This is a genomic window from Chryseolinea soli (genome assembly GCF_003589925.1).
In the GTDB taxonomy this organism is placed as follows: domain Bacteria; phylum Bacteroidota; class Bacteroidia; order Cytophagales; family Cyclobacteriaceae; genus Chryseolinea; species Chryseolinea soli.
Map to the genome: position 1 here is coordinate 6,038,723 of NZ_CP032382.1, position 16,185 is coordinate 6,054,907.

Here is a 16,185-nt window from a genome sequence, read left to right on the forward strand (position 1 = left end):
TTGCGCTTTTGGCGAATGCCATTAGTTTTGAATCTATGGATGTCAAAATTGCACCAAGCTGGAAAAGCAAGCTCGTTCCCGAATTTGAGAAACCGTATTTCCAGCAACTCATTGAATTTGTAAAACAGGAATACAAAACACAGACCGTCTATCCGCCGGGCAAAGAAATATTCCGCTCGTTCGACTGCAGCGACTTCGACAATGTCCGCGTGGTCATCATCGGGCAAGATCCTTATCACGGTCCCGGCCAGGCTAACGGTCTCTGCTTCTCTGTCCGCGACGGCGTGCGTATGCCCCCCTCGTTGGTCAACATCTTCAAAGAGATAAAACAAGATCTGGGCAAACCCATTCCTGCTTCGGGCGACCTGGAGCGTTGGGCCGTTCAGGGCGTGCTGCTTCTCAATGCCACCCTGACCGTGCGCGCCGCTTCACCGGGCTCACATCAAAACAAAGGATGGGAGATCTTTACCGACGCGGTCATCAAAAAGATATCCGACGAAAAAGAAAACGTCGTGTTCCTCCTCTGGGGTGCCTATGCCCAAAAGAAAGGCGAGATCATCGATCGGAACAAACACCTTGTTTTGATGTCGGCCCATCCGTCGCCCTTCTCGGCTGACCGGGGGTTCTTTGGGAATAAGCATTTTAGTAAGGCAAATGAGTATTTAAAGCGGAAGGGGATAAAGGAGATTGAGTGGTAGGTTTACGAGTAATAGTTGTGGCGCGTATGGTAGCTGGTTTTGTTTGTGTGCTGAGGCAAAAAACTTTGTTGGTGGGGACACCAACAAAGGGGCTATGGCCGGAAACGTATTGGGCAAAGCATCAATAAGGGCGGATGGCCCAAACTTGTGGGTGAAAAAGGAATGAACATCGCGAACTCTTGGCTCTACAAACTTCCTGTCCCTTGTTCTGTTAGATTGTCGCTTAGCAAAAAAGCCAGGAGCCGCGAGAATTTTGAATTTCTCCCGGCTCCTGGCTTCTGATTCTCGCTCCTGAATACTTACCGTATCAGATTAAAGAACCTGCTCCACCGGATCTTGTGCAGGAAGTCTGCATTTCGATCGATCGAGAGCCAGATGAAAAATGCTTTTCCGACGATGTGGTCTTCGGGTACAAAGCCCCAGAAGCGGGAGTCGAGGGAGTTGTGGCGGTTGTCGCCCATCATGAAGTAATAGTCTTGTTTGAAAGTGTATTCGGTCACTTCCTTGCCGTCGATGTAGAGGCGGCCGTTTTCGATCTTGACGTCCTTGTTGTGGTCATACATTTTGATGGTGGGGCCGTAGAAGGCGAGGGTCGAATCGTTGATGGAAATGGTACCGCCTTTCTTGGGAACCCATACCGGGCCGAAGTTGTCGGTCACCCAATGTGAATATTTCTTTTCAGACGTGCCGGCCGCGCCGTCGTAATAGCGGGAGTAGGGGATCTGTCCGTCTACTTCATTTCTGTTTTCGATCACCACCGATTTGATGTAGGACAACTTCCGGAGTGCGTCAGCCCTTTCCTTGGTGAGGAACATGAGGTAATAGAACTTGCCATTCTGCTGGCTGGGCCCCTGGACATCTTCGGTGCCGAGGTCGAGCGCGCGCAGGTTGCGATCGTTGATGCGGTTGTCGGACATCACCACATAGCTATACTGCATTTCGGGGGGATTCGGCAAGGGTTCGCCATTGGTGTACACTTGCTTGTCCTGGATGAACAACGTATCGCCGGGCACGGCCACGCAGCGTTTGATGTAGTTCGTTTTGAGATCGACCGGGTAGTCAACGTTCTCGTTAAGCTCGCGCGGAGGGATGTTGAAGACCACCACGTCGCCACGCTTCACGTGTGTGAGGCCGGGCAATCTGTATTGCGGCAGCTTGATCCATTCCACATATGAAGGAATGTTGGTGAACCAGATCTTCTGGTGGGTCAGCGGAACCTGCAGGGGTGTGGTGGTGGTCCGCGTGCCGTAATGGAATTTGCTCACGAAGAGAAAGTCGCCTACCAGCAGGGAGTTCTCCATCGAAGGCGTTGGAATGGTGTAGGCCTCCATGATGAGCCAGCGGATGAGCGTGGCGGCGATCACGGCAAAGCCGATGGCTTCGGTCCATTCCTGACGAACCGATTTTTTGCCTTCTTCTATCTTCGGAGGTGTATAAACGACCTCTTTCTTGAAGCCCAGGTAGGGGAAGTAGAGGAAGGGGAAGATGGCCGCCGCGATGTATTCCGGAAGGGTATTCTTGCCATAGCACTTTACAAAATCGATGACGAGACCGATCATAATGACCTGACCAATGACGGGGATGAAAAGATAGAAGATCCATGACCAGGGACGGCCGGCGAGTCTCAGGATGACCACCAGGTTATAGACGGGAACAAGCCCCTTCCAGCCGGCCTCGCCTGCCTTTTCGAACATCTTGTAAAGGCCAATAAAAGTGGGAATTAAAAAGAAGAGGGTGCCAATGAGTAGTGCTAAACCTCGAGAATCTTCCATCAGTTTGAATTTAAAGCCTGCAAATAAAATGAAAATAATTGACCTATGAATAGGTCGCCAGGACGGCGCCATAATTTCAGGCGACGGACGGGCTTATTTTGAAAAATCAGAATTTAAGGAAATCGTCCATGCCCAGCACTCCTTTTTTGTCTTTTGCCCACTCGGCCACCATCACGGCGCCCAGGGCAAAACCCTCGCGGGAGTGTGCGATATGCTTGATCTCGATATCGTCGATGGCAGATTCGTACTTCACCACGTGCGTTCCCGGCACCTGGTCGATGCGGAACGATTCGATGAAGAGGTCACCTCTGTTGGTGCTTTCCTTGTTCACCCATTTTCGCTTGCGCTCAACGTTCTTCAGCACACCCTCGGCCAGGGTAATAGCCGTGCCACTCGGGGCGTCTCGCTTTTCGGTGTGGTGCACTTCGTCCATGCGGACGTCATACTGCGGAAAGCCGTTCATGATGCGGGCCAGGAATTCGTTTACCTTAAAGAAGATGTTCACCCCCAGGCTGTAGTTGGAGGCATAAAAGAAGGTGCCATCCTGCTGTTTGCAAAGGCTCTCCACTTCAGCCCGGCGCTCAAGCCACCCGGTGGTGCCACAAACAACCGGAAGCTGCCGTGACAGACATTTGCGAATATTGTCGAACGCCGCATCGGGATGCGAGAATTCGATGGCGACGTCGGCTTTAGTGGTGTCGAATTCGTGGCGGTTGTCTACATCGATCTTGGCCGCGATCTCGTGGCCACGTTCCAGGGCAATGCGCTCGATGATCTTACCCATTTTCCCATAGCCCAGCAGGATGATTTTCATACGTTAAAAAATAGATTCAGGCAAAAATGCATTTTTTATTGGATTGGGCAATCGAAATCAGGAGCCAGGAGCCAGAATTGGGCAATCGGTATTCAGTAGCCAGTAGTCAGTAGCCAGGAATCAGTTAATCGGTAGGTCTGCGACCTAGAAGTGAGAATTGGGTAGTCGTTGGGGTTCAGATAAGACAAAGAATAGGCGAGGTGGGAATACTATGGCAAAGTAATACGGAGCTACAAAAGCTGACATCTTGCTACGGAGAAGAATACTTTCAAGAAAAAGGCAATTTCGGCTGGCTACTGACTACTGGCTACTGGCTACTGAATGCCGAGAAAAAGATTCCGGCTCCTGGCCGCTCCTTACACTAGAATTTAACCAGTAACGTAACCCCTGACGTTCGCCCAATCAGGGCATTTTGCTCCACCGACGGGTGCCAAGTGACTTTCAAAGAGGGATTGAGATCAAATTCCTTGAGATGGGCATCGACGAGCGCGTCGACCATTTGAAGAATATAGACCCCTCCGGCGATGACGATCATGAAGTCGCGTTGGCGGCGGTATTGGTCTACCACGTTGCGATAGGTGGAGGTGGTGTAGACGTCGCCGGGGTAGATTTCGCTGTCGCCATCGTAGCCATGGTCGAGGTTAAAGAAGAGTTTGTTCTTATACTTGATATAGCCTTCCTGATAGAAGTTGATGGCGTAACCGAGGGCAATGAAGCCCCCATAGACCAGCGGAAGTTTCCAGTATTTCTTGTTGTAGATCTGTCCAAGGCCCGGGACAACCGCGGCATAGAGCAAAGCCTTGCGTGGGTTGTAGCGGGCGGCGTAGGTCTTGAGCATCACGGTGTCCTGGCTTTCGACAATAAGGCTATCGCTCTCGTGGTCGACTGCCAAGGAATCTTGGGCCATAGTTTTGGTGAGGGCCAGGCATGCCAGGACTAGGAGGACGAGGTATTTCTTCATTTCACGCTTTGGATGCGCAAGTTAGGAATACATCTTGAGGATGTCCAATATCCGGTTCAGATCCTCCACGGAGAGGAAGGGAATGCGGATATCGCCTTTCTTGCCATCGCTCTTCACAACAACTCGAGTGCCAAAGTGTGACGACAGGCGGGTCTGGAGCTGCGCTATTTCGCGTGAAGCCGGGGCAGACGCCGCGGATTCGGACGGAGCGGATTTGGTGGAGGTCTTCTGCGAGAGGTCGCGGACGAGCTCTTCCACCTTGCGCACCGACAGGTCTTCGTTGACGGCCTGCTTGAAGATGTAGAGTTGCTGGTCGGCATTCTCCACATTGATGATGGCGCGCGCATGACCCATCGACAGCTTGTTGTCGCGCACGGCGATCTGGATGTCGGGGGGAAGTTTGAGCAGGCGCAGGTAGTTGGTGACGGTGGTGCGGTTCTTGCCAACGCGCTCGCCGAGCTCTTCCTGTTTCAGGCTACACTCTGTCATCAGCCGCTGATAGCTGAGGGCGATTTCTATGGCGTTGAGGTTTTCGCGCTGGATGTTTTCGATGAGGGCCATCTCCAGCATTTGCTGGTCGTTGGCCGAGCGGATATAGGCCGGGATGGATTCGAGGCCTGCCAGTTTGGAGGCCTGAAAGCGACGCTCACCCGAAATCAACTGGTATTGGTGGTCGGACAGGCGTCGTACCGTGATGGGTTGGATGATGCCGTGGACCGTGATGGATTCGGCCAGTTCCAACAAGGCTTCCTGGTCGAAGTGCGTGCGGGGTTGGAAGGGGTTCACTTCAATCTCCGCCACGGGTATTTCCGTCATGCCGCTGGTGGGGATGGCCGGTGCTGCCTGGGTGGCGCGCGCTGTTTCGGGCGCTTCCAGGTTCACGGGGATGCTATCGACCTCCAGCCGTTCGTCTGTGGGGCTGTCGCTCAGCAAAGCGCTTAAGCCCCTTCCTAATGCTTTCTTTTTGCTCATTTCGACATTCCGTTTTTATCCAGCACCTCGTGTGCCAGATTGAGGTAGCTAATGGCTCCTTTGCTTTCGGCATCGTGAACGATGACGGGCAACCCAAAGCTGGGCGACTCGCTAAGCTTCACGTTGCGAGGGATGATGGTTTTAAACGTCATTTTCGAAAAATGTGTTCTCACCTCTTCCACTACCTGGTTGCCCAGGCTGGTACGCGAATCATATAACGTCAATAAGATACCTTCTATTTCAAGCCGCGGGTTCAGGCGCGTCTGGATGATCTTGATCGTGTTCAGCAACTTGCCCAATCCTTCGAGCGCGAAGTACTCGCACTGTACGGGAATGATGACCGAGTCGGCGGCCGTCAACGCGTTGATGGTGATGAGACCCAGGGACGGTGAGCAGTCGATGATGATGAAGTCGTATTCATCTTTCACTTTGCCCAGGGCGTCGCGCATCTTTTCCTCGCGGCGTTCGATGCTGACCATTTCCACCTCGGCACCGACCAGGTCGATGTGGGAGGGAAGCACGTCCAGGAATTTGAGGTCGTTCTTTACGATGGCGTCTTTTGGATTTACACCATCGACCATACACTCATAAATGCCCTGGCTGATGTCCTTCGGGTTCAGGCCGAGACCTGAAGTTGAATTGGCCTGCGGGTCGGCATCCACCAGCAATGTTTTACATTCCAGTACTGCCAGACTTGCCGCGAGATTGATAGCCGAAGTGGTTTTACCGACTCCCCCTTTTTGATTTGCTATCGCAATGATTTTTCCCATTTACTTTTGTTGACGGTTTAAAAAATAAAAAATCCGGTCTGAGGGAAAGGCCGGGCTGCAAATATATGCGAAAACTCAAGCGATCGTGGAACGTCGTGGAACAGGTTATCCACAATCGGTGCACAAATCGTGCGGTTTTTCGGGGATAAAATGGGGGTTTTAGTGTGAGGTGAACTGCGATTCATGTGTATAGGGGTCTGGTTATGAGGGTGCTAAGTTTGTTCATCTCTTGCTGACAAAACTTGGCGGGTGCGACGCTGAACCAAGCGCGCTCCAAAGACGCAAGACAACGGCGATGGTGGTTTCGCGTCAGTCTTGAACACTAACCTTCGCTTGATGTTCAGCACGGAAACCTGTGCGCAAAACCTGGACATTTCCGTCGAACGCGACTATCTTCGTTGGCAACTTTCTCCATGTATGCGCAAAACGCTGACCTACGGTCTGACTCATTTGGCTGTGACGGTGGCTGACCTTGGCCGCACCAAGAACTTTTATTGCGCGGTGTTTGACATGGAGGTGATGTATGATGATCCCGGGTTTCTTCAGCTCACGACTCCGGGTTGCCATGATATTTTGGTCTTTGAGCCCGGGCCGGCGAAGAAAGCTGGCTCGGTGGGAGGTATCGCGCATTATGGTTTTCGGTTGCGGGAGGCGGATGAGATGGGGAAGATGCGTGATAAAATTCTTAAGGCCGGCGGTGTGATTCAGGATGAAGGGGAATTTGTGCCGGGGTCGCCTTATATTTTTTTTAAAGATCCGGATGGGTATGTGGTGGAGGTTTGGTTTGAGATGTTGGGTGAGAGGGATGGTGATTAGGCTGACGAAACGGTATGGTGGGAAACTGATGTCTGTTGGCGATGCATCAACAAGGGCGAGGGTGTTGGTGTAGAAACGGAAAGGGCGGTTACTTGCTTTTGATCGGGCCGGATTGAAGTTGCATGTACTTAGATACGGTATTGTAGCCGTACACGGCACTGTAGGTGTAGCCAGCGTTGGTTTTGAAATAGACGGTGAGCAACATAAATTTCTTTACGCCCGCCAATCGGGCCTCGAACGAATGCTTGTCGATGATGTCAACCGGTGTCTTGTTGTCTTAATCACGGCGCTCAAGACCGACGACACCCGAGTAGGTATTGTTCTCCCAGACAATCCATGCCTCCTGGAAGGGAGCACTTTCGCTGGTTGTGGTGCCGGTTATTTTCACATCGATGGCGATCGTATCGCCCCGTGGGATAACGCTGAGGTTTTCGGCGGTGAGGGATTGCAATTGGGGGAAGAGGTTGTGAGGGGCTTCATCTTCGGAGGTGCACCCGGTAGCCACAACAAGAAGTGCGAAAAATAAAATGGCCTGTTTCATAGTCTCTGTTTTAAGCCAAAGGTGGCCACCCATTCCGTGAGCGTAAAGTTATCGAAAGTTTGGGTATCGATCGAGCCGGCGCGGTAAGTGTTGGCGAGTGTGTAGCCGGGGTTTTTCTGGTATCGGAGATCGACAAACAATTCCGTTCGCTCAAGACCTTGAGGTCAAGGCCTACGCCAGTCCAATAGCCCTGTACGAAATTGGAGGTGATCTTGTATTGAAAATTCTCCACCGGAATGTAACCGTCTCCTTGCGTGCCGTTTTTCCACGTATACATATTTCGACTGAATGTTCCGCTGGGGGTGAGGCCGAGCGTTAAACCGGCGTCGACATAGAAGCCGACAGTGCTGTGTGTGAAGAAGTATTGCACGCCTACTGGCGCCTTGACGCCCGTGAAAGACGTAGACATTTCATAATATTCCTTTGCGGGATTGTTGTTGGGATCGTTGAAAATAGAACTATAGACACGGGTGTATTGTCCCTTGAATGCATAGCGATAGTAGTCGACGTCGGCCCGCAATTTCCATTTGTCTACACCAAACAAATCAATCGAAAACGTGGCGCCTCCAAAGGCAAAGTTGCCGGGATTTAAATCCACCCCCGAAAAAAATGAGGTTTGAAGTTTTGCCTGCCCTACGCCGCCGTGAAGGCCTACCTCAATTACATTTTTCCTCGAGGCTTTTTGCAGCGTTGTCGATTTGCAATCGGCATAATCGATGAAACTCTCTTTTAGAGGCTTAATAACGATCCTGATGGCAAGCGGGGTATAATCTACATCAGAACAGTCCTTGAACATTTCGTGGAGACGGCTGAGATAGAGCTTAGACCGGCGGCGATATATGTTCCCACTGACTTCCGACCGTTCATTTTTATCGTATAGCTCGCAAATGGTTTTGTCCTTCTCGCCATAGAAATAGTGGCCGCCTCTATAGAGCGATACGTAACCCTTCAGCAAGACCTTCGCAAGTGATTTATCCTGCTCTGGGCCCTTCAAGTGTCTGGCAACAAAATGCGCTTCATTTAAGAAATTGACTTCCTCCAAGTCATTAACATTTAGTCTGCGTACAGTTCCGCCGCTTTTGAAACGAATGATACGTGTTGTGTACAAATTTGCCTTGTAGCTGATTTTCCCTGTGAGTGTGTCACCATCGCTGGTGATTATCGTGCCAGGCCTGAAATCTTGTGCGCCCGCGGAAACAACGGCGAGGAGGAGAACAAGGAAAACGAGAAAGGAGGTTTTTCTAAAACGTGTAAAGAAGATCATGAATCAAGGAGAGCTATCTAGCAGAATAAGAATAGGTTAACTGTTGCAATGGAGCACAAATAAAGTAATTCTAAAAGTCAATATTACAAAAATATTGTGTCGCGCTAAGCTTTCAGTTAGAGTTGCTTTTAACAAACTATATTTGAAGTGCTTCATCAGGAACCAATGCGACATCGAGCGACACGCCGTAGAGATAGGTTTTTCTTTTTGCATTCCTTACTGGCATGTGTTGTCGTTTTTCAATTGGCTTCTTGCAGCCAGCCAAGACCATCCGTTTCTTTCTACTATTGGAAAACAGTCTTTGATCTCTCGCCGGAGGAGCACGCCGTGCTAAGCGCCAATAACGTTAAGCGGCTGTATGTGCGTTATTTTGATGTGGAGCTGTCAGCAGGAAAGGCAACGCCAAGATCGCCGGTCAAATTTGCCAGTAAGCCAGACGGGTGGGAACTCGTGCCAGTGATTTATGTAAAGAATGAGGTGATGCTATCCAACACGCTGGATATAGCTGACTTGGCGAAAAAAGTAATGACCCTGGTGGGCTCGATCAATGCGCACGAAGGTCTTGCAGCCGCTTCCGAGATCCAGGTGGATTGCGACTGGTCGCTGGATAGCAAGGAGACCTATTTCAAATTTATTGAAGCGTTAAAAGCTGCCGGTGTCAAGACCATTTCGGCTACCATAAGGCTGCACCAGGTGAAGTATGTGAAGACTACCGGCATGCCACCGGCGGACCGGGGGGTGTTGATGTTCTATAATATGGGGCATATCGCTGCCGATTCGTCGAACTCTATTTACGAGCGCGCCACGGCTGCGCGTTATACCCAAAGCCTCCATCAATACCCGCTGAAGCTGGATGTGGCGTTGCCCATTTTCTCGTGGGGGTTGCACATCCGGGGCAACAAGGTGATCGGTCTTTTAAATAAAGTCGACGACAACGTCTTTCTTCGCGATCCGAACTTCAAAATGAAAGCGGCGCCATTTTTTGAAGTGACTCACAATGTGCTTAAACTTGACCATTATTTTGAACAGGGCGACCGCATAAAAATTGAGACGGTGACTACGACCGACCTCAGCGAAATGGCCAGCGACCTGTCGGGAGACCTGCCCGGAAGACCGGGCGAGATCATTTTTTACGACCTGGACAATTTTAATCTGAAACACTACCGTCATGAAGACGACTTCTACGAAAAAATTAGCAGCGCTTTTTAGCCTGGCTGCACTGACCCTCTACGGCATCGTGATCGCTTGCGCCGATATGGACTGGGGTTATGACTACGATTCGAGTTTTACCCCGGAGGTCTATGTTGACGCATCGTATGCGCCACTCTTTTTTGCTCCCCGCGACGTGTTCTATGACATCGTCTTTGAAGACAAGTACACCACGCGATTTAATGATGCGCTGGTGGCCGAGTGGATCACCTATTTAAAGGGAAGCACGCTGACGGACGTTCAGATCCGGGAAATGTTGCTCAATGATGACGCGAAAGCAGGCATCACCGACGCTTACAACGCCATTCAGGAAAAACAACCTTTGCCGGCAAACCTTGCGGCATTGGCCTCCAATGAAAAAGTGAAGACCTTTGTCGAATTTCTCTACCACGCCAAGGTCATCGAAGCCGCCAGCACCACCTCCATCGACTCCTGGAACTATGAAGAGCACAAATTCAATCCGGCCAATGCCGTTACCACGGCACAGATGGAGAAGCTGTTTGTGCAGACTGCCGATCCCTTTCTGAAAAACCGCTATTGGTTCCAAGCCATGAAGGGATACTTCTACGGACCCGACAAACAGAAGGTCGTGGCATTCTTTGAAAAAACAAAGGCATCGGTGCCACGGAATACGCTTTACTACAGAGGGTTGAGTTATGTGGCCGGCGCTTACTACAGCCGCAAGGATTATGCGACCTCCAACTATTTGTACAGCGTCGTGTTCGATCAGTGCCCGGCACTGCGAACCGTTACGGCCTACAACTTTCATCCACAGGAACAAAAGGATTTTGATGCCTCCCTGACCCTGGCCAAAACACCCACCGAGAAGGCGGCGCTCTGGGCGTTGCTCGGCTATTATGCCGATGAGAAAACGGCCATCAAGGAGATCTACAAATTGAACCCCGCCAGCCCACACCTGGATTTTCTCCTCACGCGCCTGGTGAACAAAGCGGAGGTGAAGTTGAATGAAACGACCTTCACAACCGCCGCAGAATATCGCCGCGTGCTGAAAGAACGATCGGACAAAGACGCCTTGCAAGTGGTGACTACCGTGGCCCTTGAAGGAAAGACCACAAAACCCTATTTGTGGCACCTGGCTGCCGGGTACCTCAACGTGCTGGCCGATAACCATGCCGTGGCCACCACCTTTTTTGACAAGGCCGAAAAGACCAGCCCCAAGACCGATCTGGCAAAACAGCAACTGCAATTGCTGAAATTGATCAACGCACTGAGTGGGATCGATCGACTGGATGCGCAAACGGAAGGGGTCTTGTTGCCCGATCTAAACTGGCTCTATAACACCCTTCCCAAAGGACAGCAAACGGCGTTTCGCTATCACCATGCCGCCGAGTGGAGCAAGCGCTATGTCTCGTCGCTCTACCAAAGTCAACAGAACACGGTAATGGCCGAGCTGTTCAATCGCCAGGAGAAATTCTATCAGACACCGGCAAACCTGGAAACCATGAAAGCTTTTCTGCAGAAGCCAGGGAAGACCGCGTGGGAGCAGCTTGCTGTGGGACTGTATCCGATCACGCTGTCGGACGTCTTTGAATACCAGGCTGTGACGAGCGCCTACGCAGGAAAGATGGATGCGGCGATCGCGTTTATGGAGCAATCACCAAACAGCAAGGATACCCAGTTGCTCGGCAATCCTTTCAATGGCAAGATCAAAGACTGTCACGACTGTGATCATGAGGCCACACAGAAAGTGAAATACACCAAGCTTTCCTTTTTAAAGAAGATGAAGGAGATGCTGACGTTTGTCGAGATAAATCAAGACGTTTATAACAACAGCTTGCTGGTGGCCAATGGTTTTTACAACATGACCTACTTTGGCAATGCGCGTGTTTTCTACTATGGGGCGATCATGAATCAATACGGCAACTACATCGATCCTGCTTATCAATCGCAGCTCCTCGGTTGTGCGTCTGCCCGGCAATATTATCAGAAGGCCTTCGCAGCCGCTACCACGCCGGAACAAAAAGCCAAGTGCGTGTATATGCTTGCCAAATGCGATCGTAATGATTTTTACACGAACCGTTATCACGCGAAGCAGGATTTCTACGGCGACACGGACGTGGATTTTAAGGCGTGGGATGGATTTAAAAAACTGAAAGGAGAGTATGCGGGGACGAGTTATTATAAGGAGGTGATCAAGGAGTGTGGGTATTTCAGAAAGTATTTGGGGATGGAGTAATCGGCGCAGACCATGACACTCGCGGGGCAATTCTTGTGATAAATTTTGAGAACATTCTTTACCTCCAGCAAGGCTCAAGTGTCCAGCAACGAGCTTATACCGTCCTGACCTCGCACAACGTATTCACTATTCTAAAAAGTTTTGAACCTATTCTCACCGGCACTATTCCCATCGGTGTAAATGTTGAAGATAGCGATCTGGATATTGCGTGTTGTTGGTATGACATCAGAGCGTTCATCGATTGTGTCACCGAAAACTTCTCATCCCATTCGGGATTTTCCCTGCGCGAGGTCATACTCAAAGGCAGGCCCACTGTGATTGCCAATTTCAGATTGGATGATTTCGACATAGAGATCTTTGGTCAAAACCGACCTGTGAAAGACCAGGAATCGTTCCGGCACATGATGGTGGAGTATGCTCTGTTGCAGGAGCATGGTGAGACGTTGCGACAGCAGGTGATCGCGTTGAAAAGATCAGGGATGAAAACGGAGCCGGCATTTGCACAATTGTTGGGATTGACGGGAGATCCATATTTGGCCTTGCTCAAGCTAGACAAAGGTCAGGACCCAAATTTATTCCGCGGTTAGCGCATCCGTGATTTGAAATATTTTTTGCTGTATGAAATGTCATTATAGCCCTGCTATTCACGTCCACGTCAGGATAACTACTTAGTACGGTACGCAGCGATGCAAAAGCAACGATAACCTTACATGTAACTGACACATCCGTAGGAGATCCCGGTTATGTTTAACACTTTTGCGGCTGTTAGCTATACCTGTACCGTATGAGATTTGTGTTTGCGGCTGTCCTGTTGGCAGCCGGTTGTGTTCCAGTGTTGGGACAAGATTTTGATGCCTACAAAACCTTGATGCCCCAAGGTCCCGTTCCAAAAGATTTTACAGAGCGCACTGCCGACAAAGTGGCCACGGAGGTAACTACCGTGACCGGAAAGAACGCGCGTCAAAAAAAGATCAAGAAGAAGTTCGTGCTCGAGAGCACGTTCAGCATCGACGACTTCCTGGCCAGCGGCAGCGTGTTGTTCAACGACGAGGTGTCGCTCTACCTTGACCAGGTGTTGCAAGAGATCCTGAAGCCTTATCCTGATCTAAAAAAGAAGATCCGCGTGTACGCCGTCAAATCCACGTCGGTCAATGCGTTCACGACCAACAATGGGTTGATCTTTGTGAACCTCGGCTTGCTGGCGCGGCTGGAGAATGAGGCGCAATTGGCCTTTGTGTTGTCGCACGAAGTGGTGCACTATCAGAAGAAACACGTCATCAATGCATATGTGACCAAACTCGAGATCCAGCGGGGGCACGGCGACTATCGAAAGCTCTCGGTCAGTGAAAAAGGTTTCGCCAAAAGCACGTATTCAAAAGAGCTCGAGTCCGAAGCCGACCTCGACGGTGGCTCCATCTACCTGAAAAGCAACTATATCAAAGATTCCATCGACCGGGTTTTCGACGTGCTGAAACTGGCCGACTTCCCGTTGTTCTGGGGCAAGTTCCAGAAAGAACGCTTCGAATCGGGACGTTATGTCTTCCCCGATTCGGTCACGCTCGCCAACGTGAAAGCTATTGCCGTCGACGAGAACTATGACGATAGCGAGAGCAGTCACCCGAACATAAAAAAACGGCGCGAAGCTGTGCGCAAGAAATTTAAGAACAGCAGCGGCGGCGATGACTACCGTGTCTCGGAATCGAAATTTCAGCTGGCCCGCAAGATTGCCCGCTACGAACTGTGTCGTCAGTTTCTTTTGGAGCACCGCTATGCCGAGTCGCTGGCGCTTGCCATGAGCCTGCAAGATGAAAACGCCCGCTCTTCCTATCTGAGAGAAACGATAGCCAAAGCCTATTACGGCTTGGCCCTGAAACACCTTGACGACAAGTTAAAACTGGACACCACCGAGTGGGTAGGCGAAACCTCGCGCGTGGCAACCTTCCTGAAACAACAATCGCCTTACGAATTGAGTGTGCTGGCGCTGCGTCAACTCTACTTGTGCCAGGAAGCTGCTCCGGCCAACGTCGAGATATCGTTGATGCTGAAAGATCTGATGCGAACCTTTGGCAGGGAAAACGATGGACTCGCCAAAAATTTCCTGCGCACGGCTACGGCCGCATCCGCGGCGGATCTGAAATATCCTTACACGCAATACGCCTTTCTGGACTTCAAAGAGCCCACCAAATTCTTCGACCTGCTGGACAAGTACTCCGTGCCGGAAAAGGAACCTGTCATAAAAAAGAAGAGAAGGAAAAAGAGCGCCAGGGCAACGCCATTGAAAGTTCAGAAGATCGTGGTCGTGAACCCGATCTATAGAAAAGTGGACACCCGCAAGCGGCAAAAGGTGCGGCACGTGGAGTCGGAAGAGGTGCTGGTGAACATCAACGAAAAGATCAACGCAGCTGCCGGCAAGCTCGACCTGGCCACCGACATCATTAACCCGAACACCATGACCTCGGGGCAGGTAGCGCAAATGCAAAGCAACACCATTCTCAACGATTGGCTCGACGAACGCATGCGTTCGGATGGATCGGTCAGTCCGATCTACAACGAAATGTTGCAGCTCACGGAAAAGCACAAAACCGAACACTTTATGTGGATGGGGGGTCTCACCGTGCAGCGCACCCATCATATGAAAGCACTCTATGTGGCTGCCGGTGTTTTGGTGCCCTCGTTTGCTCCGTTTGCCGCCATCCACGTCTTTGTGCCAAAATCAGAGACCCTATACTTTGCGCTCGTATTCAACGTCCGCACACAAGAGATGGAATTGCTGGATATGCGACCGATGGCCCTTCGCGACAACAAGGCATTGCTGCAATCGAATATCTATTACACGTTATTGAAACTTAAGAAACAGAAATGAGAAATTGTTGTACGACAGCCTTGTTGCTGCTATTGTTTTTCGGCGTGGCGAAGGCCCAGGTGCCGGGGTATATGGGCCGGCGCTTCACCATTTTTTTAGAGGCTAATCCAACGCCTGCGTTTTTGGTGTCCAACGCGAACAACGCCGCCATCTGGGATATCGGCGCGAAAAAAGTGAGTCGCTTTGCTTTCAACTTCCGGCCACAAGTGAGTCTCGAGTATTTGCTCGGGCGCGACTTTAGCCTGGGCTTTTCGTACGGACGGATCCAGATCGGCACCGACCGGGAATATGAGAAGGTCGAGGATGGCCCCAGGTTCAAGGACTACGACGTGTTGAGGGGACAAACCGCGGGCATCCATTTTAAATTCTACGACTTCAAACGATCATCGTCCCTCGCGCCGATCGGGTATTATCGGACCATATCGCTTTACGTCACGCAAACCAATACCTACGACACCAAGAAGTCGACGGTGAAGCAATTTAAAAACGACTTTGTCTATCCCGTGATCAGCTTTTCCGGAGGGCGCCAGACCATGCTGGCCAAGGGCCTGATCCTGAAAACCGGTGTTGAACTTGGATACTGTGCTGTGCCGATGAACTGGTTTGTCGAGTCAGGCAACGAACAAACCGTGCAGGAATATGCCGGCTACCAGGTGCACGAAAATCTGTTCCTGCATTATCTCTTCAACATCAACGTAGCCCTGGGCTACACACCTTTTTAAAACGCCATGAAAAGATTTATACTTTATTTCTTTTGTGCAGCACAGCTTTTATGCTCCTGTTATGAAACGGACCAGAACAATCCCCTGGTGGTGGGCACGTGCATGGACAGGATCAAGAACCAAAATGAAGAGGGCGTCGACTGTGGCGGCGTTTGCGACAAATGCGAGGTCATTGCACCGCTTGTGGTGCCTTGTGAAGCCCAGTTGAAAGAAAACCATATCACGATCAATGGTGTCGATTATGCACTGACAAAGGCGAACTACATTACGGAACAGTCCGATTTCTTCGAGATCACCATTACTTTAGCGGAGAATAACCAGACCATCAACATACAGCTCTACGACAAACTCCCCAAAGTAAGCAAGGTCTACAGACTCAGAACTTGGCCGTATATAGCGGTTGGGGAAGCCTGCATCATCTACGAATCGTCCCTTGCCACAGGGGATAGCGTGCAAGGAGAATTATACCTGAACTATCTTGACGGCAAGCCTTACGTTGAGATTTGTGGGGTAACGCTCATGAACTTCTGGAGCGATGACACGGTGGTTTCCGCAAAGATCCGCTGTGTGAACTAAGCAGGGCCGG

General features: G+C 50.8%; 15 protein-coding genes. 8 read left to right on the top strand and 7 right to left on the bottom strand.

The window, feature by feature from the left end; translation table 11 throughout:
* Positions 1 to 35 precede the first annotated feature (35 nt).
* Complete coding sequence (gene ung, locus D4L85_RS25315; RefSeq protein ID WP_119756925.1) at positions 36 to 698, top strand: uracil-DNA glycosylase; 663 nt, start codon at positions 36 to 38, stop codon at positions 696 to 698.
* 299 nt (positions 699 to 997) lie between these two features.
* On the opposite strand, the gene lepB is transcribed toward ung, so the two are convergent.
* From lepB to D4L85_RS25340, 5 genes are all read right to left on the bottom strand, one after another.
* Positions 998 to 2,470 carry a signal peptidase I gene (gene lepB / locus D4L85_RS25320; RefSeq protein ID WP_335621950.1) on the bottom strand — a complete coding sequence of 491 codons (1,473 nt, stop codon included), beginning with the start codon at positions 2,468 to 2,470 and terminating at the stop codon, positions 998 to 1,000.
* Between the two features lie 106 nt (positions 2,471 to 2,576).
* On the bottom strand, positions 2,577 to 3,284 hold the full coding sequence (dapB, locus tag D4L85_RS25325) for a 4-hydroxy-tetrahydrodipicolinate reductase (RefSeq protein WP_119756926.1): 708 nt from the start codon (positions 3,282 to 3,284) through the stop codon (positions 2,577 to 2,579).
* A 361-nt stretch (positions 3,285 to 3,645) separates the two neighbouring features.
* A complete protein-coding gene (locus D4L85_RS25330) occupies positions 3,646 to 4,245 on the bottom strand; it encodes a DUF5683 domain-containing protein (protein WP_119756927.1) in 600 nt (199 codons plus the stop codon).
* 21 nt (positions 4,246 to 4,266) lie between these two features.
* Entirely contained in the window at positions 4,267 to 5,217 is a 951-nt protein-coding gene (locus tag D4L85_RS25335) for a ParB/RepB/Spo0J family partition protein (protein WP_119756928.1), read from the bottom strand.
* Positions 5,214 to 5,987, bottom strand: coding sequence for a ParA family protein (locus tag D4L85_RS25340; protein ID WP_073130536.1), 774 nt, complete (start codon positions 5,985 to 5,987; stop codon positions 5,214 to 5,216). Before D4L85_RS25340 ends, D4L85_RS25335 begins: the two co-directional genes overlap by 4 nt.
* Positions 5,988 to 6,323: 336 nt before the next feature.
* On the opposite strand from D4L85_RS25340, the gene D4L85_RS25345 reads away from it, so the two are divergent.
* Positions 6,324 to 6,803 (top strand): VOC family protein, encoded by a 480-nt coding sequence (locus tag D4L85_RS25345; protein WP_119756929.1) that lies wholly within the window; start codon positions 6,324 to 6,326, stop codon positions 6,801 to 6,803.
* 277 nt (positions 6,804 to 7,080) lie between these two features.
* Here the strand turns inward: D4L85_RS25345 and D4L85_RS25350 are convergent, their stop codons facing one another.
* Together D4L85_RS25350 and D4L85_RS25355 are read right to left on the bottom strand one after the other, a co-directional pair.
* A complete protein-coding gene (locus D4L85_RS25350) occupies positions 7,081 to 7,344 on the bottom strand; it encodes a hypothetical protein (RefSeq protein WP_119756930.1) in 264 nt (87 codons plus the stop codon).
* Positions 7,345 to 7,354: 10 nt separating this feature from the next.
* Positions 7,355 to 8,299 (bottom strand): porin family protein, encoded by a 945-nt coding sequence (locus D4L85_RS25355; protein WP_160143992.1) that lies wholly within the window; start codon positions 8,297 to 8,299, stop codon positions 7,355 to 7,357.
* Positions 8,300 to 9,088: 789 nt separating this feature from the next.
* Between D4L85_RS25355 and D4L85_RS25360 the strand changes: the two genes are divergently transcribed.
* From D4L85_RS25360 to D4L85_RS25385, 6 genes are all read left to right on the top strand, one after another.
* On the top strand, positions 9,089 to 9,817 hold the full coding sequence (locus tag D4L85_RS25360) for a hypothetical protein (RefSeq protein ID WP_228450625.1): 729 nt from the start codon (positions 9,089 to 9,091) through the stop codon (positions 9,815 to 9,817).
* On the top strand, positions 9,777 to 12,014 hold the full coding sequence (locus D4L85_RS25365; RefSeq protein ID WP_119756933.1) for a hypothetical protein: 2,238 nt from the start codon (positions 9,777 to 9,779) through the stop codon (positions 12,012 to 12,014). The genes D4L85_RS25360 and D4L85_RS25365 overlap by 41 nt, the downstream gene beginning before the upstream one ends.
* Before the next feature lie 35 nt (positions 12,015 to 12,049).
* Positions 12,050 to 12,601 carry a DUF4269 domain-containing protein gene (locus D4L85_RS25370; protein ID WP_228450626.1) on the top strand — a complete coding sequence of 184 codons (552 nt, stop codon included), beginning with the start codon at positions 12,050 to 12,052 and terminating at the stop codon, positions 12,599 to 12,601.
* 197 nt (positions 12,602 to 12,798) lie between these two features.
* Entirely contained in the window at positions 12,799 to 14,877 is a 2,079-nt protein-coding gene (locus tag D4L85_RS25375) for a M48 family metallopeptidase (protein ID WP_119756934.1), read from the top strand.
* Positions 14,874 to 15,599, top strand: a complete 726-nt coding sequence (locus D4L85_RS25380) for a hypothetical protein (protein ID WP_160143993.1) — start codon at positions 14,874 to 14,876, stop codon at positions 15,597 to 15,599. The genes D4L85_RS25375 and D4L85_RS25380 overlap by 4 nt, the downstream gene beginning before the upstream one ends.
* Before the next feature lie 6 nt (positions 15,600 to 15,605).
* Positions 15,606 to 16,175, top strand: a complete 570-nt coding sequence (locus D4L85_RS25385; RefSeq protein ID WP_119756936.1) for a hypothetical protein — start codon at positions 15,606 to 15,608, stop codon at positions 16,173 to 16,175.
* The last annotated feature ends 10 nt before the right edge of the window (positions 16,176 to 16,185 follow it).

Bases quoted from the DNA above. Each gene is read 5' to 3' on its own strand.
- lepB (WP_335621950.1), bottom strand. From the start codon at position 2,470: ATGGAAGATTCTCGAGGTTTAGCACTACTCATTGGCACCCTCTTCTTT.
- D4L85_RS25350 (WP_119756930.1), bottom strand. From the start codon at position 7,344: ATGAAACAGGCCATTTTATTTTTCGCACTTCTTGTTGTGGCTACCGGG.
- D4L85_RS25340 (WP_073130536.1), bottom strand. From the start codon at position 5,987: ATGGGAAAAATCATTGCGATAGCAAATCAAAAAGGGGGAGTCGGTAAA.
- D4L85_RS25375 (WP_119756934.1), top strand. From the start codon at position 12,799: ATGAGATTTGTGTTTGCGGCTGTCCTGTTGGCAGCCGGTTGTGTTCCA.
- D4L85_RS25380 (WP_160143993.1), top strand. From the start codon at position 14,874: ATGAGAAATTGTTGTACGACAGCCTTGTTGCTGCTATTGTTTTTCGGC.
- D4L85_RS25330 (WP_119756927.1), bottom strand. From the start codon at position 4,245: ATGAAGAAATACCTCGTCCTCCTAGTCCTGGCATGCCTGGCCCTCACC.
- dapB (WP_119756926.1), bottom strand. From the start codon at position 3,284: ATGAAAATCATCCTGCTGGGCTATGGGAAAATGGGTAAGATCATCGAG.
- ung (WP_119756925.1), top strand. From the start codon at position 36: ATGGATGTCAAAATTGCACCAAGCTGGAAAAGCAAGCTCGTTCCCGAA.
- D4L85_RS25385 (WP_119756936.1), top strand. From the start codon at position 15,606: ATGAAAAGATTTATACTTTATTTCTTTTGTGCAGCACAGCTTTTATGC.
- D4L85_RS25360 (WP_228450625.1), top strand. From the start codon at position 9,089: ATGCTATCCAACACGCTGGATATAGCTGACTTGGCGAAAAAAGTAATG.
- D4L85_RS25365 (WP_119756933.1), top strand. From the start codon at position 9,777: ATGAAGACGACTTCTACGAAAAAATTAGCAGCGCTTTTTAGCCTGGCT.
- D4L85_RS25345 (WP_119756929.1), top strand. From the start codon at position 6,324: ATGTTCAGCACGGAAACCTGTGCGCAAAACCTGGACATTTCCGTCGAA.
- D4L85_RS25335 (WP_119756928.1), bottom strand. From the start codon at position 5,217: ATGAGCAAAAAGAAAGCATTAGGAAGGGGCTTAAGCGCTTTGCTGAGC.